The 22,252-nt window shown below is 74.7% G+C and carries 24 protein-coding genes; 8 read left to right on the top strand and 16 right to left on the bottom strand.

The annotated features are described in order from the left end of the window. Positions 1–123: 123 nt before the first annotated feature. The 4 genes from ACIA5A_RS22720 to pgsA all read right to left on the bottom strand — a co-directional run bounded on the left by ACIA5A_RS22720 (position 124) and on the right by pgsA (position 3,432). Entirely contained in the window at positions 124–627 is a 504-nt protein-coding gene (locus ACIA5A_RS22720; protein ID WP_396765669.1) for a hypothetical protein, read from the bottom strand. Between the two features lie 82 nt (positions 628–709). After that, positions 710–1,870, bottom strand: coding sequence for a glycosyltransferase family 4 protein (locus ACIA5A_RS22715; protein WP_396765666.1), 1,161 nt, complete (start codon positions 1,868–1,870; stop codon positions 710–712). Positions 1,871–1,879: 9 nt separating this feature from the next. Further along, positions 1,880–2,815: a phosphatidylinositol mannoside acyltransferase gene (locus ACIA5A_RS22710; protein ID WP_396765663.1), complete on the bottom strand. Its 936-nt coding sequence runs from the start codon at positions 2,813–2,815 to the stop codon at positions 1,880–1,882. Further along, on the bottom strand, positions 2,812–3,432 hold the full coding sequence (pgsA, locus tag ACIA5A_RS22705) for a phosphatidylinositol phosphate synthase (RefSeq protein ID WP_396765660.1): 621 nt from the start codon (positions 3,430–3,432) through the stop codon (positions 2,812–2,814). Before pgsA ends, ACIA5A_RS22710 begins: the two co-directional genes overlap by 4 nt. A gap of 252 nt (positions 3,433–3,684) precedes the next feature. Here pgsA and ACIA5A_RS22700 point away from each other — a divergent pair, with 252 nt between their 5' ends. Continuing rightward, positions 3,685–5,844, top strand: a complete 2,160-nt coding sequence (locus tag ACIA5A_RS22700) for an elongation factor G-like protein EF-G2 (RefSeq protein WP_396765658.1) — start codon at positions 3,685–3,687, stop codon at positions 5,842–5,844. Positions 5,845–5,848: 4 nt separating this feature from the next. On the opposite strand, the gene ACIA5A_RS22695 is transcribed toward ACIA5A_RS22700, so the two are convergent. Next, the gene (locus ACIA5A_RS22695; protein ID WP_396765656.1) at positions 5,849–6,907 is read right to left on the bottom strand and encodes an aldo/keto reductase; all 1,059 of its coding nucleotides are present in this window, start codon (positions 6,905–6,907) and stop codon (positions 5,849–5,851) included. Positions 6,908–7,103: 196 nt separating this feature from the next. After that, complete coding sequence (locus ACIA5A_RS22690) at positions 7,104–7,766, bottom strand: hypothetical protein (protein ID WP_396765654.1); 663 nt, start codon at positions 7,764–7,766, stop codon at positions 7,104–7,106. Positions 7,767–7,849: 83 nt separating this feature from the next. Between ACIA5A_RS22690 and ACIA5A_RS22685 the strand changes: the two genes are divergently transcribed. Then, positions 7,850–8,386 (top strand): hypothetical protein, encoded by a 537-nt coding sequence (locus tag ACIA5A_RS22685; RefSeq protein ID WP_396765651.1) that lies wholly within the window; start codon positions 7,850–7,852, stop codon positions 8,384–8,386. Position 8,387: 1 nt separating this feature from the next. Here ACIA5A_RS22685 and ACIA5A_RS22680 read toward each other — a convergent pair whose 3' ends face one another. Together ACIA5A_RS22680 and thrS are read right to left on the bottom strand one after the other, a co-directional pair. After that, a complete protein-coding gene (locus ACIA5A_RS22680; RefSeq protein ID WP_246411390.1) occupies positions 8,388–8,933 on the bottom strand; it encodes an HIT domain-containing protein in 546 nt (181 codons plus the stop codon). Positions 8,934–8,983: 50 nt separating this feature from the next. Further along, positions 8,984–10,993 (bottom strand): threonine--tRNA ligase, encoded by a 2,010-nt coding sequence (thrS, locus tag ACIA5A_RS22675; RefSeq protein WP_396765648.1) that lies wholly within the window; start codon positions 10,991–10,993, stop codon positions 8,984–8,986. A 199-nt stretch (positions 10,994–11,192) separates the two neighbouring features. Here thrS and ACIA5A_RS22670 point away from each other — a divergent pair, with 199 nt between their 5' ends. Continuing rightward, a complete protein-coding gene (locus ACIA5A_RS22670; protein ID WP_396765645.1) occupies positions 11,193–12,176 on the top strand; it encodes a DUF1775 domain-containing protein in 984 nt (327 codons plus the stop codon). Between the two features lie 131 nt (positions 12,177–12,307). Here the strand turns inward: ACIA5A_RS22670 and ACIA5A_RS22665 are convergent, their stop codons facing one another. After that, positions 12,308–13,234, bottom strand: a complete 927-nt coding sequence (locus tag ACIA5A_RS22665) for an ADP-ribosylglycohydrolase family protein (protein ID WP_396765643.1) — start codon at positions 13,232–13,234, stop codon at positions 12,308–12,310. Between the two features lie 73 nt (positions 13,235–13,307). On the opposite strand from ACIA5A_RS22665, the gene ACIA5A_RS22660 reads away from it, so the two are divergent. The 3 genes from ACIA5A_RS22660 (at position 13,308) to ACIA5A_RS22650 (ending at position 15,914) form a co-directional block, all read left to right on the top strand. After that, positions 13,308–13,997 carry a response regulator transcription factor gene (locus tag ACIA5A_RS22660; protein WP_018784999.1) on the top strand — a complete coding sequence of 230 codons (690 nt, stop codon included), beginning with the start codon at positions 13,308–13,310 and terminating at the stop codon, positions 13,995–13,997. A 29-nt stretch (positions 13,998–14,026) separates the two neighbouring features. After that, positions 14,027–15,415 (top strand): ATP-binding protein, encoded by a 1,389-nt coding sequence (locus tag ACIA5A_RS22655; RefSeq protein WP_396765638.1) that lies wholly within the window; start codon positions 14,027–14,029, stop codon positions 15,413–15,415. Positions 15,416–15,644: 229 nt separating this feature from the next. Beyond that, complete coding sequence (locus ACIA5A_RS22650; protein WP_396765636.1) at positions 15,645–15,914, top strand: hypothetical protein; 270 nt, start codon at positions 15,645–15,647, stop codon at positions 15,912–15,914. Positions 15,915–15,929: 15 nt separating this feature from the next. Here the strand turns inward: ACIA5A_RS22650 and ACIA5A_RS22645 are convergent, their stop codons facing one another. Together ACIA5A_RS22645 and ACIA5A_RS22640 are read right to left on the bottom strand one after the other, a co-directional pair. Further along, positions 15,930–16,949, bottom strand: coding sequence for an adenosine deaminase (locus tag ACIA5A_RS22645; protein ID WP_396765633.1), 1,020 nt, complete (start codon positions 16,947–16,949; stop codon positions 15,930–15,932). Next, positions 16,946–17,737 carry a trans-aconitate 2-methyltransferase gene (locus tag ACIA5A_RS22640; protein WP_396765630.1) on the bottom strand — a complete coding sequence of 264 codons (792 nt, stop codon included), beginning with the start codon at positions 17,735–17,737 and terminating at the stop codon, positions 16,946–16,948. Before ACIA5A_RS22640 ends, ACIA5A_RS22645 begins: the two co-directional genes overlap by 4 nt. A gap of 85 nt (positions 17,738–17,822) precedes the next feature. Between ACIA5A_RS22640 and ACIA5A_RS22635 the strand changes: the two genes are divergently transcribed. Both ACIA5A_RS22635 and ACIA5A_RS22630 read left to right on the top strand, forming a co-directional pair. Further along, entirely contained in the window at positions 17,823–18,806 is a 984-nt protein-coding gene (locus ACIA5A_RS22635) for an aldo/keto reductase (protein ID WP_396765627.1), read from the top strand. Positions 18,807–18,897: 91 nt separating this feature from the next. After that, positions 18,898–19,089 (top strand): hypothetical protein, encoded by a 192-nt coding sequence (locus ACIA5A_RS22630; RefSeq protein WP_396765624.1) that lies wholly within the window; start codon positions 18,898–18,900, stop codon positions 19,087–19,089. Positions 19,090–19,175: 86 nt separating this feature from the next. Here ACIA5A_RS22630 and ACIA5A_RS22625 read toward each other — a convergent pair whose 3' ends face one another. The 5 genes from ACIA5A_RS22625 to ACIA5A_RS22605 form a co-directional block, all read right to left on the bottom strand. Next, positions 19,176–19,379: a cold-shock protein gene (locus tag ACIA5A_RS22625; RefSeq protein ID WP_030338233.1), complete on the bottom strand. Its 204-nt coding sequence runs from the start codon at positions 19,377–19,379 to the stop codon at positions 19,176–19,178. A 288-nt stretch (positions 19,380–19,667) separates the two neighbouring features. Beyond that, positions 19,668–19,940 (bottom strand): DUF4235 domain-containing protein, encoded by a 273-nt coding sequence (locus ACIA5A_RS22620; RefSeq protein ID WP_181567708.1) that lies wholly within the window; start codon positions 19,938–19,940, stop codon positions 19,668–19,670. Beyond that, entirely contained in the window at positions 19,937–20,278 is a 342-nt protein-coding gene (locus ACIA5A_RS22615) for a DUF3618 domain-containing protein (protein ID WP_396765621.1), read from the bottom strand. The genes ACIA5A_RS22620 and ACIA5A_RS22615 overlap by 4 nt, the downstream gene beginning before the upstream one ends. Then, the gene (locus ACIA5A_RS22610) at positions 20,275–20,709 is read right to left on the bottom strand and encodes a phage holin family protein (protein ID WP_396765618.1); all 435 of its coding nucleotides are present in this window, start codon (positions 20,707–20,709) and stop codon (positions 20,275–20,277) included. Before ACIA5A_RS22610 ends, ACIA5A_RS22615 begins: the two co-directional genes overlap by 4 nt. Positions 20,710–20,991: 282 nt before the next feature. Beyond that, entirely contained in the window at positions 20,992–22,188 is a 1,197-nt protein-coding gene (locus ACIA5A_RS22605) for a mechanosensitive ion channel family protein (protein WP_396765615.1), read from the bottom strand. Between the last annotated feature and the right edge of the window lie 64 nt (positions 22,189–22,252).

Below are 22,252 nucleotides of genomic sequence, written 5' to 3'. Positions count from 1 at the left end.
CTCCTCGGCGTGCTGTCGCGGTGGGCTGCGCCGAAATGCTAAGGCCGCCGCGACGCCGCTCCGACAGCCAATCGCACCCACGGTGGCCTGCCCTGTGGCCGCCGTCACGGCCACCGGCGGCGCTCAGCCGGTCCTCACGTCCGCGCGCGGGACCAGCGTCGGGTCGTCGATGTCGAAGTAGCGGGGCCACTCCCGGCCCCGCCCCATCCGGAACAGGCGCACCAGCGGGCGCCCACGCGCCGAGCGCGCGTCCCGGACCAGGTCCGTGTGCACCTGCCGGGCCAGCGCCAGCCGCCGGCTGGCCGCGATCACCGCGCCGCAGGCCGGGTCGTCCGGGTCCAGCCGCACCGCGCGCAACTGCCGGGTCAGGTCGTTCTCGGCCGCCTCGCGCTCCTCCGGGACCGCGTCCAGCGCGATCCGGGCGGCGGCGTACAGCTCCACGCCGTACCGCTGCTCGGCCAGCACCGCGGCGGAGGCCGCGCGGCGCAGCAGGTGGGCGTCGAGCGCGCGGGCCGCCGAGTCCGCGCGGACCTGCAGCCGCTGCACCCGGCCGGCGGTCCAGATCAGGTACGCCGAGACCAGCCCGAGCACCAGCGCCGCGCCCACCACCCACCACATGCCCGGCATCGTAGTGCTGCTCCTCATCCCGGCCGGCCGGCGCGGGCACCGGTCGACGCGCTCGTCACAGCGGCCCCACCGGCCACCGCGGTCAGCCCAGCCCCGCCCACTCCTGGTCCATGACCCGGCCGTCGGTGGCCTCGATCGCGGCTGCGTATACCTCCAGAACCCGGCGGGCAACCACGGGCCAGTCGAAATTCGCGACCACCTGGTCGCCGGCGGCGGTCAGGCCGGCCCGCTGGCCGTCGTCGTCGAGCAGCTCGGACAGCACGGCGCCCAGCGCCACCGGGTCGCCGGTCGGGAAGAGCCGCCCGGCCCGCCCGCCGTCGAGCACCCGGCGGAACGCGTCCAGGTCGCTGGCGGTCACGGTGGTCCCGGCGGCGAGCGCCTCGGTGAGGATCATGCCGAACGACTCCCCACCGGTGTTCGGCGCCACGTAGAGGTGCACGCTGCGCAACATGCGCGCCTTGTCCGGCTCGGAGACCAGACCGAGGAACGTCACCCGGTCACGCAGATCGGCCGGGAAGCGCCCGTACAGCTCGTCCGCGTCGCCCGGACCGGCGACCAGCAGACGCAGCCCCGGGCGACGCGGGGCGAGCGCGACGAACGCGTCACGCAGGATCGGGAAGCCCTTGCGCGGCTCGGTGAACCGGCCCAGGAAGCCCAGCGTGCCGCCGCTGCCGGGCGCGCACTCCCCCGGCCAGCCGGGCAGCGGCTCCACCCCGGCGAACTTCGCCACCGCCACCCCGTTCGGGATCTCCACGGCGCCGCCGTCCATGTGCTCGACCTGCACCTTGCGAGCCAGCGCGCTGACCGCGATCCGGGCGGTGATCCGCTCCAGCAGGATCTGCAGCACGCCCTGCGCCGCGGAGAGCACCCGGGAGCGGGTCATCGCGGTGTGGAAGGTGGCCACCACCGGGCCGCGGGCGCAGAGCACCGCCAGCATCGACAGGCTCGGCGTCAGCGGCTCGTGCACGTGCAGCACGTCGAAGTCGCCGCGGTTGATCCACCGGCGGACCCGGGCGGTGGACACCGGGCCGAACGCGATCCGGGCCACCGACCCGTTGTACGGCAGCGGCACGGCCCGCCCCGCCGACACCACGTACGGCGGCAGCGCCGAGTCCTCGTCGGCCGGGGCCAGCACGCTCACCTCGTGCCCGAGGCCGAGCAGCGCCTCGGCCAGGTCCATCACGTGGTTCTGCACCCCGCCCGGGACGTCGAAGGAGTACGGGCACACGATGCCGATCCGCATGGCGTCCCCCTAGACCGGGCCGGTGGTGGCCGGCGGCTGCGCCGACGTCGGCGCCTCGCCCCGAGCCTGGTCCAGCCACATCCGCTGCAACATGTGCCAGTCTTGCGGATGCCGGGCGATGCCCGCCGCCAGACCGTCGGCTATCCGCTGGGTCACCACCTTCACCCGGGCGTCCAGCGGCGCGCTGTCCTCCGCCGGCAGCGGCAGCGGGCCGTCGATCGAGGCGCAGGCGGCGTCCGGTTCGTACCACATCGAGGCGACGTAGAGCGGCGCGCCGGTGCGCAGCGCCAGCAGCGCCGGGCCGGCCGGCATCCGGGTGCGGCCGCCGAAGAAGTCCACCTCCACACCTCGGGCGGAGAGGTCCCGGTCGGCGAGCAGCGGCACCACCGAGCCGGCGCGCAGCCGGTCCACCAGCACGTCGAACGCGGGACGGGGGCCGCCGTGGGTGGGCAGGATCTCCATCCCCATCCCGGCCCGGAACGCGACGAACCGCTCGTAGACGCCCTCCGGCTTCAACCGTTCCATCACCGTGGTCATCGGCCAGCCGGTGGCCGCCACCCAGGCGCCGGCGGCGTCCCAGTTGCCGGCGTGCGGCAGGGCCACCACCGCGCCGCGCCCGGCCGCCACGTCCGCGGCGAGCTTCTCGGCGCCGTCCAGGCGGAACCCGGCGAGGATCTCCGGCCGGCTCAGGCCGGGCAGCCGGAACAACTCCATCCAGTAGCGGGCGTACGAGCGCAGGCCGGCACGGACCAGCGCGTCCAACTCCGCCTCGGGCAGCTCCGGGCCGACCACCCGGCGCAGGTTGGCGCGCAGTCGACGGGCGCCCCCGCCGTCGCGGCGGTGGGCGCGGTCGGCGCCGGCCCGGAAGGCCGCCGCCGCGACGGGGCGGGGCAGCGCCCGGACCAGGCGCCAGCCCGCGACGTAGCCCGCCTCGGTGAGGTTCACTCGACGCCGACCCGCTGGGCCTGCCGGTACACGTGCGCCATCCGCTGTCCCACGGTGAAGATCGACACCGCGGCGAGCAGCCAGAGCGCGACCTCCAGGGCCTTGTCGAGGCCGAGCCCGGTGAGCAGACCGCCGACCCCGACGATGAGCAGCCGCTCGGTGCGCTCGGCGATGCCGACGTCGCACGTCATGCCGAGACCCTCCGCGCGGGCCTTCACGTAGGAGACCAGCCCGCCGGCGGCCAGGCAGAGCAGCGCGGCGGCCACGCCCGAGTATTGGTGCTGGGTGGCCAGCCAGAAGGCGACCGCGCCGAACACCGCGCTGTCGGCCACCCGGTCCATGCTCGAGTCGAGGAACGCCCCGAACCGGGTGGAGCCACCGCTCATCCGCGCCATCGTGCCGTCGAGCAGGTCGGTGAGGGCGAAGAGGGTGACGATCAGCGCGCCGGCGACCAGATGGCCGCGCGCGCCGAAGCCGAGCGCGCCGACGAGCACGCCGACCGTGCCGGTCACCGTGACCGCGTTGGGGGACACACCCGCGCGGAGCAGTCCGCGCGCGATCGGCTCCACGACGCGGGTCATGCCCGCGCGGGCCGTCACTTGGAAGATCTTCGCCATGGCGGTCCCACGATAACGGCCGGCGGCGGCCGGGGACACAGCCGGGCGTACGACCCGCCCGGCCGGCCTTGTGCCGGCACCGGCGCGGGTGTGAGATCGAGCGTGGGAGGTGAGCCAGTTCACCGGAGCGCCGGTCGGCGTGCCCCTCCCGCAGGAGTCCACCGGAAGATATCGCCGCGGCGCCCATCGGGGTCCGCTCCCCCGTCGCCCGCGGCGGTCGCCACCACCACCGGTTGAGGGAGGTGCGCCGCGATGGCGCAGAAGAACGAGAAGGGTGTCACCGGCGGCGCGCCGGTGGTGACCGAGCCCGGCAGGGTTCGCAACGTGGTGCTCGTCGGGCACTCCGGCGCCGGCAAGACCACCCTGGTCGAGGCGCTGCTCGCGGCCAGCGGCACGATCGGCCGGGCCGGGTCGGTCGCCGAGGGCACCACGGTCTGCGACCACGACCCGGCGGCCGTGCGCCAGCAGCGCTCGGTGAGCCTGGCCTGCGCCCCGCTGGTCCACCGCGACGTCAAGGTCAACCTCCTGGACACCCCCGGCTACGGCGACTTCGTCGGCGAGCTGCGCGCCGGGCTGCGCGCCGCCGACGCGGCGCTGTTCGTGGTCTCCGCGGTCGACGGGATGGACGCCGCCACCGCCGCGCTGTGGGAGGAGTGCGCCGCGGTCGACATGCCGCGCGCGGTGGCGGTCTCCCGGCTGGACCACCCCCGCGCCGACTTCGACGAGGCGGTGGCGCTCTGCCAGCGCGTCTTCGGCGACAACGTGCTCCCGCTCTACCTGCCGATGCTGGGCGACGACGGCGAGTCGGTGGCCGGCCTGATGGGCCTGATCACCCGCCGGGTCCTGGACTACTCCGCCGGCCTGCCGCCCACCGTGCGTGAGCCGGACCCGCAGCACCTGCCCGCGATCCAGGAGAGCCGCGACGAGCTGATCGAGGGGATCATCGCGGAGAGCGAGGACGAGACCCTGATGGACCGCTACCTCGGCGGCGAGGAGATCGACCCCGAGGTGCTCATCACCGACCTGGAGACGGCGGTCGCCCGCGGCCACTTCTATCCGGTGGTGCCGGTCTGCGCGGAGACCGGCGTCGGCCTGGACGCGCTGCTCGACGGCCTGGTCTCGGCGTTCCCGTCGCCGCTGGAGCACGACCTGCCGGCGGTCACCGGCCTGGACGGCTCGCCCCGCCCGCCGCTGACCTGCGACCCGGACGGCCCGCTTGTCGCCGAGGTGGTCAAGACGACGGTGGACCGGCACGTCGGGCGCGTCTCGCTGGTCCGGGTCTTCTCCGGCACGCTCCGCCCCGACCAGGTGATCCACGTGTCCGGTCACGGCCTGTCCGAGCGCGGCCACCCCGACCACGACGCCGACGAGCGGGTCGGGCACGTCTACACGCCGCTGGGCGCGACGCTGCGCGAGGTGTCGGCGTGTGTCGCCGGCGACCTCTGCGCGATCACCAAGTCGGGCAGCGCGGAGACCGGCGACACCGTCTCGGCCAAGGACGAGCCACTGCTCGTCGCGCCCTGGGAGATGCCGGAGCCGCTGCTGCCGGTGGCGATCGTGGCGCGGAGCCGGGCCGACGAGGACGCGCTGGCCCGCAACCTGTCCCGGCTGGTGGCCGGCGACCCGACGCTGCGGCTGGAGCGCAACCCGGAGACCCACCAACTGGTGCTCTGGTGCATGGGCGAGGCGCACGCCGACGTGGTGCTCGACCGGCTGCGCGGCGGCGGCGTCGAACTGGACACCGAACCGGTCCGGGTGTCGCTGCGCGAGACGTTCACCGCCGCCGCCCGGGGGCACGGCCGGCACGTCAAGCAGTCCGGTGGGCACGGCCAGTACGCGGTCTGCGACATCGAGGTGGAGCCGCTGCCGCGGGGCGCCGGCTTCGAGTTCGTCGACCGGGTGGTCGGCGGCGCGGTGCCGCACAACTACATCCCGTCGGTGGAGAAGGGCGTCCGGACGCAGATGGAACGCGGCCTGGTCGCCGGCCACCCGGTGGTCGACCTGCGGGTGACGCTCGTCGACGGCAAGGCGCACAGCGTCGACTCGTCCGACGCCGCGTTCCAGACCGCCGGCGCGCTGGCGCTGCGCGACGCCGCCGAGAAGGGCCAGCCGACGCTGCTCGAACCGGTCGACGAGATCACCGTGCGGGTGGCCGACTCGTCGGTCGGCGCGGTGATGGGCGACCTGTCCGGCCGGCGCGGCCGGGTCCTCGGCACCGAGCCGGACCCGGAGGCCGAGGGCCGCACCCTGGTCCGCGCCGAGGTGCCCGCCACCGAACTGCTGCGCTACGCGGTCGAGCTGCGCGCGATGACGGCCGGCACCGGCACGTTCCGTCGGGAGTTCGCCCGCCACGACCCGATGCCGGCCCACCTGGCCGACCAGGTCCGCAAGGAGGCCGGCAACCACGCCTGACCAGTCAGGGGCGGACGGCGGGGATCGGGGGCATCGGCCAGTGCGGGCGGTCGGCGTCCCGGCGGGCCGCCGAGCGGACGGCCGCGAGCTGCCGTTCCACCTCGGCGAAGTGGTCCGCGTCCAGCGGCCCCCGGGCCAGCGCGGCGGCGTTCTGCTCCACCTGGGCGACGGTGCGGGCGCCGGGGATCGGCACCGCGCGGTCGCTGCGCGCCCAGATCCAGCCGAGCGCGCCCTGCGCCAGGGTGCGCCCGTCGGCGGTCAGCGCGCTTCGGACCGCGGCCACCCGGCGCAGCCACTCCGGGGCCGGCCGGCCGCCGCGGAACCACTCCAGCCAGGTCGGCCCGAGACCGCGTACGTCGTCGCGGGGCAGCGTCGACTCCGGCGTGTACTTGCCGGTGAGCAGCCCCATCGCCAGCGGCCCCCGGGCCAGGCTGGCCAGGTCGTGCTTCTCGCAGGCGGCCAGCACGGCCGGAGCGTCCCGCAGCACCGACAGCGCGTGCTGCACGGCGGTGGCGCCCCGGCCGGCCTGGGCGAACGCGGCCGCCCGGTCGGCGGAGTCGGTGCTCCACCCGTAGGCCCGGATCAGGCCGTCGGCGACCAGGTCGTCGAGCGTGCCGACAAGCGCCTCGGCGCGGGGCAGCGGCAGGTCACCCAGGTGGAGCTGGTAGAGGTCGATCCGGTCGGTGTCCAGCCGGCGCAGCGAGTCCACCACCGCCCGGCGCAGATACTGCGGCGACGCGTTCTCCCCGGTGGCCTGCCGGCTGCGCTCGTCGAACGTGTAGCCCCACTTGGTGGCGATCACCGCCTGGTCCCGCCGGCCGGCGAGAGCCCGCCCCAGCACCCGCTCGCCGTGCCCGGCCCCGTACGTGTCGGCGGTGTCGAAGAGCGTCACCCCGAGGTCGAGGGCGCGGCGGACCGCCCGCACCGACTCGTCGTCGTCGACCGCGCCCCAGCCCAGCGGACGGGCGCCCTCGGCCCACGGGCCGCCGATCGCCCAGCACCCCATCCCGAGGGCGCTCACCTCGATGCCGCTGCGGCCGAGCGACCGCGTGCTGACTGCCATCGCCGAATCCTGTCACCTTCACGGCACCGCTGGGCCGGTTCGTCACTCCATGTCCGCCATGACCGTTACTGCGCGTGACGCGCCTGGCGAATGGTCGAGGTGAGAGCGATATACCGCAGCGTCATAATTATGACGCTGCGGTATGTCGCTCGAACCGGATGGTCCTCGCCGCCGGCCGCCGGCAGGCGGTGGCGGCTCAGCGCACGAAGGCCAGGAGGACCTCGGCGTCCTGTCCGGGCCAGGCGCCGACGAGCCGGCCGGCGATCGTGAGCCCGGCCGACGCCGGGACGCCGGTCGGTACCGGGCCGGCGGCCGACGCCGGGACGGGGCGGCGGACCAGGGCCAGCTCGACGCCGCCGGCCCGGATCAGCGTCGGATCGCCGTCGACCACCTCGTCGGCCGGGCCGGCCGGCAGCGCCCGGTCGGTCCGGCTGCCCGACACCGTCATGCTCGGCTCGCGCACCTGCCGCTCGCCGTCGACCTCGAAGTACTCCTGCGCCTGGCCGGCGTCGGCGAGCACTGCGGCGGCCAGCGCCGGCAGGTAGACCGGGTCACCGACGGCGTCGTACACCCAGCGGCGACCGAGCACGGAGTGCTCCACCACGCCGACCAGGAAACGGTCCGCGCCGGCCAGCGGCGCGCCCCGGTAGGTCAACGGCACTTGGAGCACCGGCCCGGCCCCGGCCCGCACCAGCAGCGTCTCCATGCCGACCTCGCCGGCCGGGTCGTCGAACCGGTAGGCCGCCACCCGGCTGACCGCCGCGCCCGCCTCCCCCGCGAACCAGGGCCGGCCGGGCAGCCAGGGCACGAGCAGTTCCAGCTTCGAGGGGCGCAGTTCCGCGCGATGCAGCAGGGCCATGCGCAAGATCGTACTGTCGAAGGGGTGCCCGCCGGGTTTGCCGAGCCCGGCGGCCGGGGCACCACCGGGGCCGGGAGGCGCGGATGGAGACGTCGGTGGAACAGGTCGACGAGGCGGCCCGGGTGCGCCCGGTGCCGCGCTGGGTCGCGCCCACGTTCGTGGCGCTGGCCGTGCTCACCCTGCCCTGGATCGGCTACCTGGCGTTTACCCTGCCCCGGCACCAGGTGACCGTGCACTACCGGGCCGCCTGGGTCGGCTTCGACCTCGGTCTGGTGGCGTTGCTCGGGCTGACCGCCTGGCTCGCGTACCGGGGGAACCGGCAGGTGGTGCTCGCGGCCGCCGCCACCGCGACCATGCTCGTGGTGGACGCCTGGTTCGACGTCACCACCACGCCGCCCGGTCCGGACCTGGTGGTGTCGGTGGCGCTGGCGGCACTCGTCGAGCTGCCGCTGGCCGTGGTGTGCCTGTGGATCGCCCGGCACGGCGACCGGATGGTGCAGCGGCGGCTGCGTCAGCTCGCGGTCCGCGCCGAACTCGCCGCCGACCGGGCCGCGGCCGCCCAGCGCACCGCCACCGGCGCCCGCCGCCGGCTCGCCCGGGTGCGGGGCCGGCTGCGCTGAGTCAGGCCGGCCACACCTTGGCGAACAGGTCACGGGTGTCGGTGAGCAGTTGCGGCAGCACCTTGGTGCGCCCGATCACCGGCATGAAGTTGGCGTCGCCGCCCCAGCGCGGCACCACGTGCTGGTGCAGGTGCGCGGCGATGCCCGCGCCGGCCACGCCGCCCTGGTTCATGCCCAGGTTGAACCCGTGCGCGCTGGACACCTGCCGGACCACCCGCATGGCGGCCTTGGTGAACACGGCCAGCTCGGCGGTCTCCGGAGCGTCCAGCTCGGTGTAGTCGGCGACGTGCCGGTAGGGACAGACCAGCAGGTGGCCGGGATTGTAGGGATAGAGGTTGAGCACCGCGAACACGTGCTCGCCGCGGGCGACCACCAGGCTCTCCTCCGCCGGGCGGCCGGGGGCCAGGCAGAACGGGCAGCCGGTCGGCTTCTCGTAGCCGCCCTCGGGTCGGTCCTCCCCGGAGATGTAGGTCATCCGGTGCGGCGTCCAGAGCCGTTCCAGCCCGTCCGCCAGACCACTGTCCGCGTGCCGCTCCACCCCTGTCACACCGGCGATCCTACGATCCGCGCCCCCGGCCCGCCGAACCGCGCCGGCGCTCAGGCGGCGGAGGGGCCCCCGTTGGTGCGGGACTCGACCACCTCGCGAACGTGCGCCACCGCCTCGTCGACCGGCACGCCGTTGCGCTGCGACCCGTCCCGGTAGCGGAAGGAGACCGTGCCGGCGGCCACGTCGTCGTCCCCGGCGATCACCATGAACGGGATCTTCTGCTGCTGGGCGTTGCGGATCTTCTTCTGCATCCGGTCGTCGCCCATGTCGACGTCGGCCCGGATCCCGTTGCGGCGCAGGGTGGTGACGAAGTCCTGGAGGTAGTCGGCGTGGTCGTCGCGGATCGGGATGCCGACCACCTGCACCGGGGCGAGCCAGGCCGGGAACGCGCCCGCGTAGTGCTCGGTGAGCACGCCGATGAACCGCTCGATCGAGCCGAACTTCGCGCAGTGGATCATCACCGGCTGCTGCCGGGTGCCGTCGGCCGCCTGGTACTCCAGCCCGAAGCCCTTCGGCTGGTTGAAGTCGTACTGGATGGTCGAGAGCTGCCAGGTGCGGCCGATGGCGTCCTTGGCCTGCACGGAGATCTTCGGGCCGTAGAAGGCCGCGCCGCCCGGGTCCGGCACCAGGTCCAGGCCGGTCTCCCGGGCGCACTGCTCCAGCACCGCGGTCGCCGTCGCCCAGTCCTCGTCGGACCCCACGAACTTGTCCGGCCGGGCCTCGTCGCGCGTCGACAACTCCAGGTAGAAGTCGTCGATGCCGAAGTCCTTCAGCAGGCTCAACACGAAGCCGAGCAGGTGCTTGATCTCGGCCGGCGCCTGCTCCCGGGTGCAGTAGGAGTGCGAGTCGTCCTGGGTCAGGCCGCGCACCCGGGTCAGCCCGTGCACAACGCCCGACTTCTCGTACCGGTAGACCGACCCGAATTCGAACAGCCGCATCGGCAGCTCACGGTAGGACCGCCCGCGCGAGCGGTAGATCAGGTTGTGCATCGGGCAGTTCATCGCCTTGAGGTAGTAGTCCGCGCCCTCCAGCTCCATGGGCGGGTACATGCCGTCGGCGTAGTAGGGCAGGTGGCCCGACGTGTGGAAGAGACCTTCCTTGGAGATGTGCGGCGTCCCGACGTACTGGAAGCCCTCCTCGATGTGCCGGGTGCGGACGTAGTCCTCCATCACCCGCTTGAGCACGCCACCCTTGGGGTGGAAGACGGCCAGTCCGGAGCCGATCTCGTCGGGGAAGCTGAACAGGTCGAGGTCCGCGCCGAGCTTGCGGTGGTCGCGCCGGGCGGCCTCCTCCAACAACCTGAGGTACGCCTTCAGCTCGTCCCGGGTCGGCCACGCGGTGCCGTACACCCGCTGGAGCTGCGGGTTCTTCTCCGAGCCACGCCAGTAGGCGGCGGCGGAACGCATCAACTTGAACGCGCCGATCAGCCGGGTGTTCGGCAGGTGCGGGCCGCGGCACAGGTCCGACCAGCAGACCTTGTCCTCGTTCGCGGCGAGGTTGTCGTAGATGGTCAGCTCGCCGCCGCCCACCTCCATCACCTCGGAGGAGTCCAGCCCCTCGCCCTTGACCTCGATCAGCTCCAGCTTGAACGGCTCGGCGGCCAGCTCGCCCCGCGCCTCGTCCAGGCTGGCGAAGCGGCGCCGGCGGAACCGCTGGCCGGACTTGACGATCTCCTGCATCCGCTTCTCGAGCTTCGCCAGGTCGTCCGGCTGGAACGGCTTGGCGACGCCGAAGTCGTAGTAGAAGCCGTTCTCGATCGGCGGGCCGATGCCGAGCTTCGCCTCCGGGAAGACGTCCTGCACCGCCTGGGCGAGCACGTGCGCGGTGGAGTGCCGCAGCACCTCCAGGCCGGCCGGGCTGTCCAGCGGCACCGGCTCGACCGAGGTCTCCTCGGCCGGCCTCCAGTCCAGGTCGCGAAGCTGGCCGTGCGGGTCGCGGACCACCACGATCGCCTTCGGCCCGCTCGTGGGCAGGCCGGCCGCGGCCACCGCGTCGGCCGCCGTGGTCCCGGCGGCGACGACGACGGGGTCGGCCACGACGGGGATACGGGGTGCGGACACGGTGACTCCTGTCGTCGACGGTACGGATCTGCCGGATGACCGGCCCCTGTGATCGTATCGGTCGCCCGGATCCGCGCCGTCGGGGACGCGGCCCCCGTCCCGACTTCGACGCCACGTTGAACCTTTCGACCGTCCGGCCCGAACTACCGGGTGGGGCCGGAGCCGGAACCGGCCCCGGTCGAGAAGGATGGGGACGACGATGAGGATGACCCGTCAGGGCCGGTGGGCGACGGCCCTGCTGGCCGCCGCGCTCGCCGGAGCGGTGGGCTGGCCGGGCCCGGCAAGCGCCGCCGGCGTGACCGTCACGACCTCCCCCGGTGAGGTGCACCAGGGCGACGCGATCGAACTGTCCGTGGTGGTGCCCGCCGACCGGCCCGGCACCCGGACCACGAAGATCGAGCTGACCATGCCGGCGGACGCCCCGATCGGCGAGGTCTATCCGCTGTCCGTGCCGGACTGGGCGCCGACCATCACCACCCGCACGCTGGACCGGCCGGTCGCCGGGATCCACGCGCCCGAACTGAACCAGGTGACCCACGCGGTGACCTGGCTGCGGGTGCCCGGCGGCGGCGCCGGCGCGACGCGGCTGCCGCTCGGCATGGGGCCGATGCCGGCCACCGACCGGTTGACCTTCACCGTGGTGCAGACGTACGCCGACGGCACGGTGGTCCGCTGGGCGGACCCGGCCGGCGGCGCGCACCCCGCCCCGACGGTCGCGTTGCTGCCCCCACCGCCGGGCACCGCCACGGGCGGCGGCGACGCCGGCACCGGCGCCGGGGGCCACGGCGGTCACGGCGGTCACGGCACCGTGGCCGGCGCGCCGGGGGCCACGGCACCGGGCGGGGCCACCGCCGGAGGCCCGGCGGCCGAGGCCGCCGACGACGGACCGAGCGCCGACCTGCTGCTCGGTGGCGGCCTGCTCGCCGGCCTGGCCGGCGGGGCCGCGATCGGCTGGCTGCTCAGCCGGCGCCGGCGCGGCACCATGGCCCTCCCGCCGGACACCGCCGACTCCCCCACCCCGCAGGCCGGCGCCGAGCCCGGCACCCCCGCCCAACCCGATGCCGGCGCCAATCCCGGTGCCGGCGCCCACCCTGGGGACGGCGGCGCCGTCCGAGCGCCCGCGACCGACGCCCCGGCCTCCGACGAACCCGTCACCGCCGGCACTGCCCCCGCACACTCCTGACTACCGCCCCAGCCCCGTCGATCATGAAGTTGGCGGCGACAAATCAGACAGCATCCACCGTCAACTTCATGATCGACCGAGCCGGGCGGCAGCGCGGGCCGGCGCCGGGCGGCAGCGCGAAGGCGGAACGGTCAGGCGGAAGCGGTGAGCCAGGGGGGCAGGGGTTCCCGGGCGGTCAGCCAGCCCTCGGGGACGCCGCCGGGCGTGCCGACGCCGGTGTGGGCGGCGACGATCCCGCCGACGATCGCCGCCGTGGTGTCCACGTCGCCGCCCGCCTCCACGCACGTGCGGATCGCGGCCGGGTAGTCGTGCAGCAGCGTGGCGGCGACCCAGAGCGTGAACGGCACGGTGTCCTGCGCGGTGATCCGCGAGCCGTTCCCCACCGCCTCGGCCACCTCGCCGGCCGGGCGGCCGAGCAGCGCGGCGGCCCGGCGTACGCCCCGGTGCACCTCGCCGGCGCCGTCGAGCGCGCCGGCCACCGCGCCGAGCAGCCGGGCCGGTTCGGGCCGGTCGCCGTCGAGGCGGGCGCGGGCGGCCAGCGAGGCGGCCACCGCCACCGCCACCGCTCCGGCGACGCCCTCCGGGTGGGCGTGGGTCACCTCGGCCGAGGCGCGGGCCTGCTCGGCGGCGCGTCGGGTGGAGTCGGCGTGCCAGGCGCCGAGCGGGGCGACGCGCATGGCCGCGCCGTTGCCGCAGGACCCCTGCCCGCCGAAGGCGGACGCGGCGGCCACCGGCCAGGGCGTGCCGGCGCGGATGAGTTCCAGCAGTTCGACCGCGCCCGCGCCGTAGCGGCGGGCCGGGTCGTAGTGGGTGGCGAAGGCGAGCGCGAGCGCGTCCGGCTCGGTCCGGCCGTGCGCGGCGAGCACGTCCAGCACGGAGCAGGCCATCTCGGTGTCGTCGCTCCACGGCCACGGGCCGGGCGGGAGCGCGTCCGGCCAGGGGGCGACCGCCCCGCCGGGGACGAAGAACCGGCAGCCGAGGGCGTCGCCCACCGACAGGCCGGCGAGCGCGTCGCGGGCGAGCGTGAGGCGGGTGTCGGGGAACAACGTGAACGTCATCGCCGTCCCAGCTTGCCCGGTTCCCCGGACCGTCGCAACGCGATCGACTTGCCACGCCGAGTACGGTGCTGACGTGGCAACCGTCCTGCTGGTCGAAGACGACCACGTGGTGCGTGGCGCGATGCTGCGGTCGCTGACCGACCGAGGGCACGCGGTGCACGCCGTCGGCACCGCGTTGGACGCGTTGCGCCGGGTCGCCGCGGAGACACCCGACCTGGTGGTGCTCGACCTGGGGCTGCCGGACCTGGACGGCTCGGACGCGCTGCGCATGCTGCGGGGCATCACCGACGTGCCGATCATCATCGCCACCGCCCGCGACGACGAGCAGTCGGTGGTGCGGCTGCTGCGGGCCGGCGCGGACGACTACATGGTCAAGCCGTTCACCGGCGCGCACCTGGACGCCCGGATCACCACCGTGCTGCGCCGGGCCGGCCGGGCGAGCCGTACCGTGCAACCGGCCGTGCACACGGTCGGCGGTCTGCGGGTGGACGTGGGCGAGCGCAGCGCGGTGCTGGACGGGGAGTCACTGGCCCTGACCCGCAAGGAATTCGACCTGCTGGCGTATCTCGCCGCTCGTCCCGGCCGGGTAGTGTCCCGGCGGGAACTCTTGGAGGAGGTATGGCGGCAGCCATCGGTCGGCGAGGACCAGACCATCGACGTTCACCTGTACTGGCTCCGCCGCAAAATGGGCGAGTCCGCGGCGAAGCCCCGCTACCTGCGCACCGTGCGGGGGGTCGGCTTCCGGCTGGTGGCGCCGGACTGAGGCCGGCGCTGGCCTGGCTCACCGCCGGCATGTGCAGCCTGGTCGCGCTCGCCTTCCTCATCCCGCTCGGCATCACCCTGTCCGACCAGTCCCGCGAGGAGAAGCTGGCCGACGCCGCCCGGCGCGGCGCGCTGGTCACCGGCGCGCTGGCGGTCAGCACCGACGCCGAGGTGGTCAAGCGGGCGGTGGCGGCCAGCGGTGACGACCCGGCGCTGCGCCCGGTCGTCCACGGCATCGGCGCCGACGAGTCGGCCGGGCGCGCCGACCCGGCAGCGCTGGCCGACGCCACCGCCCAGCGGCGCTCGGTGGTGACCGAGGTGGACGGCGGCGTGCTGCGGCTGGACCCGGTGGTGCTCGGCGACCGGGTGGCCGTGGTGGAGGTCTTCGTACCCGACGAGGTGCTCGACGCCGGTGCCGGCGGCCGCTGGCTGCTGCTGCTCGCGGTGGCGCTGGCCCTGGTCGGCGCGGCGGTGATCGTGGTGGACCGGGTGGCGGCCCGGGCCGTGGACGCCACCGGCGACCTGGTCAAGGCGGCGCTCGCGGTGGGCGACGGCGAGCTGGGGGTACGCGTCGAGCCGGCCGGGCCGCGGGAGCTGGCCGAGGCCGGGCACGCGTTCAACCGGATGGCGGAGCGGCTGGTGACGCTCCGCGCCGACGAGCACGAGTTGGTTGCCGACCTGTCGCACCGGCTGCGCACCCCGCTGACCGCGCTGCGGCTGGACGCGGAGGCGCTGGAGTCCGACGACACCAGCATCGGCACGTTCAGCGAGGCGGAGCTGGACCGGCGGCGTGGCATCCGGCGGATCCGGCAGGCCATCGTGACGCTGGAGGGCGAGGTCGACCAGCTCATCAAGACCACCCGCAAGGCGGTCAGCCAGGAGACGGCGCCGGCGTCCTGCGACGTCAGCGAGGTGGTGCGGGACCGGATGGTCTTCTGGTCGGCGTTGGCCGGCGACCAGAACCGGCAGCACCGGGTGGTCGGGGCGCAGTTGCGCATCCCGGCGCCGGTGCCCCGGGCCGAGCTGGCCGCCGCGCTGGACGCGGTGATCGGCAACGTCTTCCGCTACACCCCGCAGGGCACCGCGTTCGAGGTGGCGGTGAGCCGCCGCGACGGTTGGGTGGCGATCCGGATCGACGACGCCGGGCCGGGCATCGCCAACCCGGACCGGGCGTTGCGCCGGGGCGAGAGCGACCAGGGCTCGACCGGGCTCGGGCTGGACATCGCCAAGCGGGTCGCGTTGCAGGCGAACGGTTCGGTGAGCCTCGACCGGGCGCGTCTGGGCGGGGCCAGCGTGGTGATGCTGCTGGCCGACCCGGACGCGGCGCCCCGACAGGTCAACCGGTTCGGGCTGGTCGGGCGGATGGCCCGGGACGCCCGCGAGCCGCGCGCCGGGCGGCGCTGGCCGCGACCGCGCTGACCCGTGGTTGTGGGGCGGCGCAAGTTCTCCTTAGGAGTGTTTTAACGACGGCCACCGGCGGGCCGCGAAATGCCAGGATCTCTGCCAGAACCCATCAGTTCCGTCGGCCGGGACGCCCCGTTACACCTTCCGGCCGGCGGATCCGTGCGCGCGGCGGGAGTCCGGTCCCCCCACACCTCGCTCCCGTCGCGCGCCGCTCTCGTCAGCCGAGCCGGTGGAGGTCACGGTCATGACGCCGACCGTCAGCCGGCTGCTCCGCTGGGCCGCCGTGATCGGCCTCGGCATCGCCCTCACGCTTGCCGCCTGGCAGGACCCGGTGCTCGCGCACGGTCCGGGCCGGGCCGCCCCCGCCATGCCCGGTCTCGCCGTCGCGGCGCTCGCGCCGGCCGTGCTCGGCGTACTCCTGGCCACCCGGCGCCGGCCGCCCCGGCTGTCCCGCCGGCCGGCGCCGGTGCGACCGCTCAGCGCGCCACGGCATGCGCGAACGCACCGAGCGTAGCGAGGGCATGCCCGGTCAGCACGTCGCCAGGTACGCGTCGATCTCGACGCTGATCCGGGCCGCCTCGGCCGGGGCCAGGAACGCGGCGGCCACCGCGTCACGGGCCAGCGCGGCGACGCCCTCCGGGCCGATGCCGAGCAGTCGGGCCGCGACCGCGTACTCGTCGTTGAGCGTGGTGCCGAACATCGGCGGGTCGTCGGAGTTGATGCTGACCGGCACGCCCGCCTCGATCAGTTGCGGCAGCGGGTGCTCGTCGAGGCTGGCCACCGCGCGGGTCCGCACGTTGGAGGTGGGGCACACCTCCAACGGGATCCGGCGCTCCGCCAGGTGGGCCAGCAGCGTCGGGTCGAGCGCGGCGGAGATGCCGTGGCCGATCCGCTCGGCGCCCAGCTCGTTCAGCGCGTCCCAGATCGTCTCCGGGCCGGTGGTCTCGCCGGCGTGCGGCACCGAGCGCAGACCGGCCGCGCGGGCCTGGTCGAAGTAGGGCTTGAACTGGGGCCGGGGCACCCCGATCTCGGGACCGCCGAGCCCGAAGCTGATCAGCCCGTCCGGCCGCTGGTCGAGCGCGATCCGCAGGGTCTGCTCGGCGGCCGGCAGGCCGGCCTCGCCGGGGATGTCGAAGCACCAGCGCAGCGCGATGCCGAAGTCGGCCTCGGCCCGCTTGCGGGCGTCCTCGATGGCCTCGCAGAACGCCGGGGCGGGGATGCCCCGGTGCACGTGCGAGTAGGGGGTGACGGTCAGCTCGGCGTAGCGGACCTGCTGGCGGGCCAGTTCCCGGGCCACCTCGTGGGTGAGCAGCCAGACGTCGTCGGCGTCCCGGATCAGGTCCACCACGCTCAGGTAGACGTCGATGAAGTGGGCGAAGTCGCGGAACGCGAAGTAGTCGGCGAGCGCCGCCGGGTCGGCCGGGACCGGGCTGCGCCCCTCGTGCCGGGCGGCCAGCTCGGCGACGATCCGGGGGGAGGCGGAGCCGACGTGGTGCACGTGCAGCTCCACCTTGGGCAGTCCGGCGATGAAGGTGGGCAGGTCGGTCACGAGTTCTCCTCTGCGCGGGCGCCCGTGCGGGCCACCACGAAGATCCGGCGGAACGGGAAGTACACCTGACCCTGCCGCACCGGGTACGCCTCGGCGAGGCGGACCCCCAGCTCGGCCCGGAAGTCGGCCCAGTCGGCGGCGGCCAGCGCGGCGCGGACCGGGCGCAGGGCCGTGCCCTCCATCCAGGCCAGCACCGGGTGGTCCGCTCCGGCGGCCGGCAGCAGGTGCACGTAGGTAGTCTCCCAGGCGTCCACCGCGCAGTTCGCGCCGGTCAGCAGCGCGGCGTAGTCGACCGGCTCGTCGACCGGGGCCTCGCGCAGCAGCCCGGCGAGGCGGTCGTGCCACCGGTCCCGCCCGGCGACCTCGCGCAGCGCCCGGTGCGACGGGGCGGCGAAGTTGCCCGGCACCTGGAACGCCAGCCACGCCCCGCGCGGCAGCTCGGCGGCCCAACGGGTGAGCAGTTCACGGTGCTCCGGCACCCACTGGAGCACCGCGTTGGCGACCAGCACGTCCACCTCCGGCCGGGGCCGCCAGTCGCGGACGTCGGCGACCGCGAAGTCGACCGGGGCGGGCAGCTCGCCGGCCCGCGCGATCATCTCGGGCGAGGAGTCCAGGCCGGTGACCCGGCTGCCGGGCCAGCGCTCGGCGAGGGTGGCGGTGAGCGTGCCGGGCCCGCAGCCGAGGTCGACCACCGCGCGGGGACGGTCCGCGCCGACCCGGGTGAGCAGGTCGTGGAAGGGCCGGGACCGCTCGTCGTGGTAGCGCAGGTAGGTGCGGGGGTCCCACATGGCATTCTCCAAACCGTACGTACGTTTTGTAAAGACCGTACGGCCCGACGGGCGCGACGGCAACCCGCTCACTAGGCTGAACCGGATGGAACAGCGCAACTTCGACCGGCTCGGCCGGCACGTCGGCATCATCGGACTCGGCGCCTGGCAGCTCGGCGCCGACTGGGGCGAGGTCAGCGAGGACGCGGCGCTCGACGTGCTCACCGCCGCGGTGGACGCCGGCGTCACCTTCCTGGACACCGCGGACGTCTACGGCGACGGCCGCAGCGAGCAGCTCATCGGGCGGTTCCTGCGCTCCCGGCCGGCGCACGGGCTGACCGTGGCCACCAAGATGGGTCGCCGGGTGCCGCAGACGCCGGAGGCGTACACCCTGGAGAACTTCCGGGCCTGGACCGACCGGTCCCGGGCCAACCTCGGCGTCGACACGCTCGACCTGGTGCAGTTGCACTGCCCGCCCACCGCGGTCTTCGCCGACGACCGGGTCTTCGACGCCCTGGACACGCTTGTCGCCGAGAAGCGCGTCGCCGGGTACGGCGTCAGCGTGGAGACCTGCGACCAGGCGCTCACCGCCATCGCCCGGCCCGGGGTGGCAAGCGTCCAGATCATCCTCAACGCGGTCCGGCACAAGCCGCTGGAGCGGGTGCTGCCCGCCGCGGCGGCGGCCGGGGTCGGTGTCGTCGCCCGGGTCCCGCTGGCCAGCGGCCTGCTCTCCGGCCGCTACGACGAGCACACCACGTTCCCGGCGGACGACCACCGCACGTTCAACCGCCACGGCGAGTCGTTCGACGTGGGCGAGACGTTCTCCGGCGTCGACTACGACCTCGGCCTGGCCGCGGTACGCCGGCTCGCGCCGCTGGTCGGCGACGACCGCACCATGGCGCAGTTCGCGCTGCGGTGGATCCTCGACCAGCCCGGCGTGACCGTGGTGATTCCCGGCGCCCGCTCGGCCGAGCAGGCCCGGCGCAACGCCGAGGCGGCCGGCCAGCCGCCCCTGACCGATGTGGAGCTGGCCTCGGTGCGGGCCACCTACGACGAGCTGATCCGGCCGCAGGTGCACGACAGGTGGTGACCGGTTCGGCCCGACCCGGCGGCGCGGCGCCACCGACGCCGGACACCGGCGGGCATGCTGGACCGGAGTGGACGTCGGCGGAGGGGACGCGATGAGGGGTTGGCTCCGGCTCACCGTGGGGCTGCTGGCCGTGGTGCTGGGCGCGCTCTGGACCGTGCTGGGCCTCGGCTACGTCGAGGGCAGCGCGCTGACCGACGAGCGGCTCTGGGCGGCGGCCGGCCCGGTCGTCGTCCTGATCGGACTCGTCGCGCTCTGGTTCGGCATGCGGGCCCGCCGCCGCTGAGGCGCGCCGGGCGTGGAGAAGCCCCGCCTCCCGTGCGGGATGCGGGGCTTCGTCGCGCCGGCCCGCCCGGCCGGCGCCCTGTCAGCTCAGATGGGGCGGACCTGCTCGGCCTGCGGACCCTTCTGACCCTGGGCGATCTCGAACTCCACCCGCTGGTTCTCCTCCAGCGAGCGGTAGCCGCTGGTCTGGATGGCCGAGAAGTGGACGAACACGTCAGCACCCCCGCCGTCGACGGTGATGAAGCCGAAGCCCTTGTCAGCGTTGAACCACTTCACGGTTCCCTGCGCCATGTGCAACTCCTTCTAAAACTGGCGGCCGAGCACGCCGTGCGGCCGATTGGCCGTTTTCGAGCAGCGGCGCCTGAGGTGGCCCCCCGTGCAGGGAACGTCTCTCAACCCACGCGTCTCGCAACAGCGTGAGAAAGCAAACCACGTACGCAAAAACTTCGCACAGCCTACCGGACGAAATTCTCCGACATGTGACCTGAAGGTCGCCCGATGATCGACGGGCGTGCCGACAGAGCCGTGCGAAAGACCCCTTCCCCAGGTCGCGGGAAAGGGGTCCGTCCGGGTGTCGGATCAGTCGGGCCAGTGCCCGGTCAGCCGACGCACGCCGACCGCGCCACCGCGGTCCACGGCCGCCCGCACCGCCGAGAAGATCGCCCCCTGCAGGGCCGCGGCGGCGAGCACCTCGCCCCAGCGGCGGTCCTCGTCGGTGGCGCTCGGCGCGTCGTCGTCGCCCGCCGCCAACTTCCAGACCTGCCGGAAGACCATGCCGGCGACCGCGCCGGCGGCGAGGCCGAGCAGCACCCCCACCGGCTTGTACGCCGCCTTGCCGATCCTGCCGCTCACCTGCGCCTCCCTCGAACCACCAACAGCACCACCACGGTCACCACCGCGCCGGCCGCGACCGCCGCCCACGGCAACGGGCCCCGCGCGAGGGTGCCCGGCTCGTACACCGCCTGGGCCCGGACCAGCCGGGCCCGCTCGGCCGCCCGGGTACGGACCCGGGCCACGGTCGTGGCCGCCTGCTCGCGCACCCGCGCCTTGGCCTGCTCGGCGGAGTGCCGCACCAGCGCCTTCGGGTCGGCCCGGGCCGCCAGAAGCTCCATCGTCTCACCGAGTTCCACCCGGGTCCGGCGGATCTCCTCCCGGAGCGCCGCCACGTCCCCGGTCCCGTTGCCGGTCATGCCCGCCTCCCGTCCTTGACCGCGGCGGTGACCGTGTCGACGTCCGCCCGGACGCTGCGCACCGCCGCCTCCGGCACCGGCGGGACGGCACGGCTGACCTGCTTCTTGCCCACGAGCGCCAGGATGCCGGCGAGCAGGAACAACGCCACCGCCACGATCAGGGCGGCCAGCCACGCCGGCATGACCAGCGCCAGCAGCAGGATCACGGTGGCGACAAGCGCGCCGGCGCCGTAGAGCACCATCACCCCGCCGCCGCCGAACAGACCGATTCCGATCCCGGCGTGCTTGCCCTTCTGGGTCAGCTCCGCCCGGGCCAGGGCCAGTTCGTCCCGCACCAGCCGGGTGACCTGTTCGGTGGCCCGCTGCACCAGTTCCGCGGTGGACGGCTCGCTCCCGGTCCGGGACGCGCTGCGACTCGCGACGTCAGCCATGCTGTCCTCCTTTCATCATCACCGCGCTGTATGCCCGGAGTCGCCGCCCGTCAATCCTGCGCGGAGCGGCCGGTCGGCCCGGCCGCGCGCCACCGGAGCCCGGCGTCGACCGGCCGGAATCCGGGGCATGGGCAGCAGGTCCCCCGGAACGGGCCGATCAAACCCAGTCGGCCCGACCCTTCGCGTACCGTCCCGGCCGGGGACGACCGCCGCGCCGGTCGCCGGACGCGCGGAACCCCCGGCGCCGCGGGCGGCCGGGGGTCCCGATCGGGGGTACACGGGTCAGCGCCGCGCCTCGGCGTGGTCCTCCCGGCCCACGAACACCTCGCTGCGGGCGTCGCCGTCGTCGCTGCCGCCGAAGACCCGCGCGTCGTCCGGGGCCTCGGTGTCGGCCGCGCGGCGGACCGGGCGGCGCGGCTGCATCGACTGCCACGGCAGCGGGCCGGTGGCGTCGCCGACCTCGGTGCGCAGCCGGGGCAGGGCGGTCGGGCGGTGGTCGCGTACCCAGGTCACCAGGTGCTCGCGGACCAGGCAGCGCAGGTCCCAGAGGCTGCCGGCGTCGGCGGCGCTGACCAACGCCCGCACCTTGACCATGCCGCCGGTGGCGTCGGTCACCTGGAGTACGCAGACCCGGCCGTCCCACAGCTCGGTGCCCTCGCACAGCCGGCGCAGCTCCTCCCGCATGGCCTGCACCGGGACGGCCCAGTCCAGGTCGAACTCGGCGGTGCCGAGCACCGCCGCCTCGGTGCGGGTCCAGTTCTGGAACGGCTTGCTGGTGAAGTACGAGGTGGGCAGGATCAGCCGACGGTCGTCCCAGACCTGCACCACCACGTAGCTGAGCGTCAGCTCCTCGATCCGGCCCCACTCCCCCTCGACCACCACCACGTCGTCCAGGCGGACCGCGTCGCTGAAGGCGAGCTGGAGGCCGGCGAAGACATTGCCGAGCAGGCTCTGCGCGGCGAGCGCGGCGACCGCGGCCACCACACCGGCGGAGGTGAGCACGCCGGCGCCGATGCCGCGCACCGCCGGGAAGGTCATCAGCATCACGCCGACGGCGAGGATCACGATCACCGCGATGGTCAGCCGGCGCAGCAGCACCACCTGGGTCCGCACCCGGCGGGCGTGCCGGTTGTTCGGCACGTCCACCCGGAACCGGGCCAACGCGGTGTCCTCCGCCACCACCAGCAGGGCGGCCACCAGCCAGGCGATCGCCGCGATCATCACCAGCCCGAGCGTGTGCAGGACGAACTGCCGCCACGGGCTGCCCACCGCGTAGAGCGTGGTGAACCGGACCGCGAGCTGCACGGCGATCACCGTCACGGCGACCTGGAACGCGCGGTGCGCGTGCTCGGTCAGCTCGGTCATCAGCAGCGACCTGCGGCCGAGCCGACGGGTCACCCGGTGCACCACCGCGACCAGCACCAACGCGACCGCCGCCGCGGCAAGCGCGGCGGCGACGGTCACCAGATAGCTCTGCACGTGCTCTCTCCCTCCGGCCCGGCCGGGAATCGGGCAAAGGCCCAATGGTGCCCGGCGGACCGGA

This window comes from Micromonospora sp. NPDC051300, from assembly GCF_044455315.1.
Taxonomy (GTDB): Bacteria; Actinomycetota; Actinomycetes; order Mycobacteriales; family Micromonosporaceae; genus Micromonospora; species Micromonospora robiginosa.
This window is presented reverse-complemented; position numbering and strand designations above follow the sequence as displayed.

Excerpts from the sequence above, each read along its gene's own strand:
- pgsA (WP_396765660.1), bottom strand. The coding sequence starts at position 3,432 with ATGGCGAAGATCTTCCAAGTGACGGCCCGCGCGGGCATGACCCGCGTC.
- ACIA5A_RS22640 (WP_396765630.1), bottom strand. The coding sequence starts at position 17,737 with ATGTGGGACCCCCGCACCTACCTGCGCTACCACGACGAGCGGTCCCGG.
- ACIA5A_RS22635 (WP_396765627.1), top strand. The coding sequence starts at position 17,823 with ATGGAACAGCGCAACTTCGACCGGCTCGGCCGGCACGTCGGCATCATC.
- ACIA5A_RS22690 (WP_396765654.1), bottom strand. The coding sequence starts at position 7,766 with ATGGCCCTGCTGCATCGCGCGGAACTGCGCCCCTCGAAGCTGGAACTG.
- ACIA5A_RS22685 (WP_396765651.1), top strand. The coding sequence starts at position 7,850 with ATGGAGACGTCGGTGGAACAGGTCGACGAGGCGGCCCGGGTGCGCCCG.
- ACIA5A_RS22665 (WP_396765643.1), bottom strand. The coding sequence starts at position 13,234 with ATGACGTTCACGTTGTTCCCCGACACCCGCCTCACGCTCGCCCGCGAC.
- ACIA5A_RS22655 (WP_396765638.1), top strand. The coding sequence starts at position 14,027 with ATGTGCAGCCTGGTCGCGCTCGCCTTCCTCATCCCGCTCGGCATCACC.
- ACIA5A_RS22615 (WP_396765621.1), bottom strand. The coding sequence starts at position 20,278 with ATGACCGGCAACGGGACCGGGGACGTGGCGGCGCTCCGGGAGGAGATC.
- ACIA5A_RS22630 (WP_396765624.1), top strand. The coding sequence starts at position 18,898 with ATGAGGGGTTGGCTCCGGCTCACCGTGGGGCTGCTGGCCGTGGTGCTG.
- ACIA5A_RS22715 (WP_396765666.1), bottom strand. The coding sequence starts at position 1,870 with ATGCGGATCGGCATCGTGTGCCCGTACTCCTTCGACGTCCCGGGCGGG.
- ACIA5A_RS22625 (WP_030338233.1), bottom strand. The coding sequence starts at position 19,379 with ATGGCGCAGGGAACCGTGAAGTGGTTCAACGCTGACAAGGGCTTCGGC.
- ACIA5A_RS22700 (WP_396765658.1), top strand. The coding sequence starts at position 3,685 with ATGGCGCAGAAGAACGAGAAGGGTGTCACCGGCGGCGCGCCGGTGGTG.
- ACIA5A_RS22695 (WP_396765656.1), bottom strand. The coding sequence starts at position 6,907 with ATGGCAGTCAGCACGCGGTCGCTCGGCCGCAGCGGCATCGAGGTGAGC.
- ACIA5A_RS22650 (WP_396765636.1), top strand. The coding sequence starts at position 15,645 with ATGACGCCGACCGTCAGCCGGCTGCTCCGCTGGGCCGCCGTGATCGGC.
- ACIA5A_RS22610 (WP_396765618.1), bottom strand. The coding sequence starts at position 20,709 with ATGGCTGACGTCGCGAGTCGCAGCGCGTCCCGGACCGGGAGCGAGCCG.
- ACIA5A_RS22720 (WP_396765669.1), bottom strand. The coding sequence starts at position 627 with ATGCCGGGCATGTGGTGGGTGGTGGGCGCGGCGCTGGTGCTCGGGCTG.
- ACIA5A_RS22670 (WP_396765645.1), top strand. The coding sequence starts at position 11,193 with ATGAGGATGACCCGTCAGGGCCGGTGGGCGACGGCCCTGCTGGCCGCC.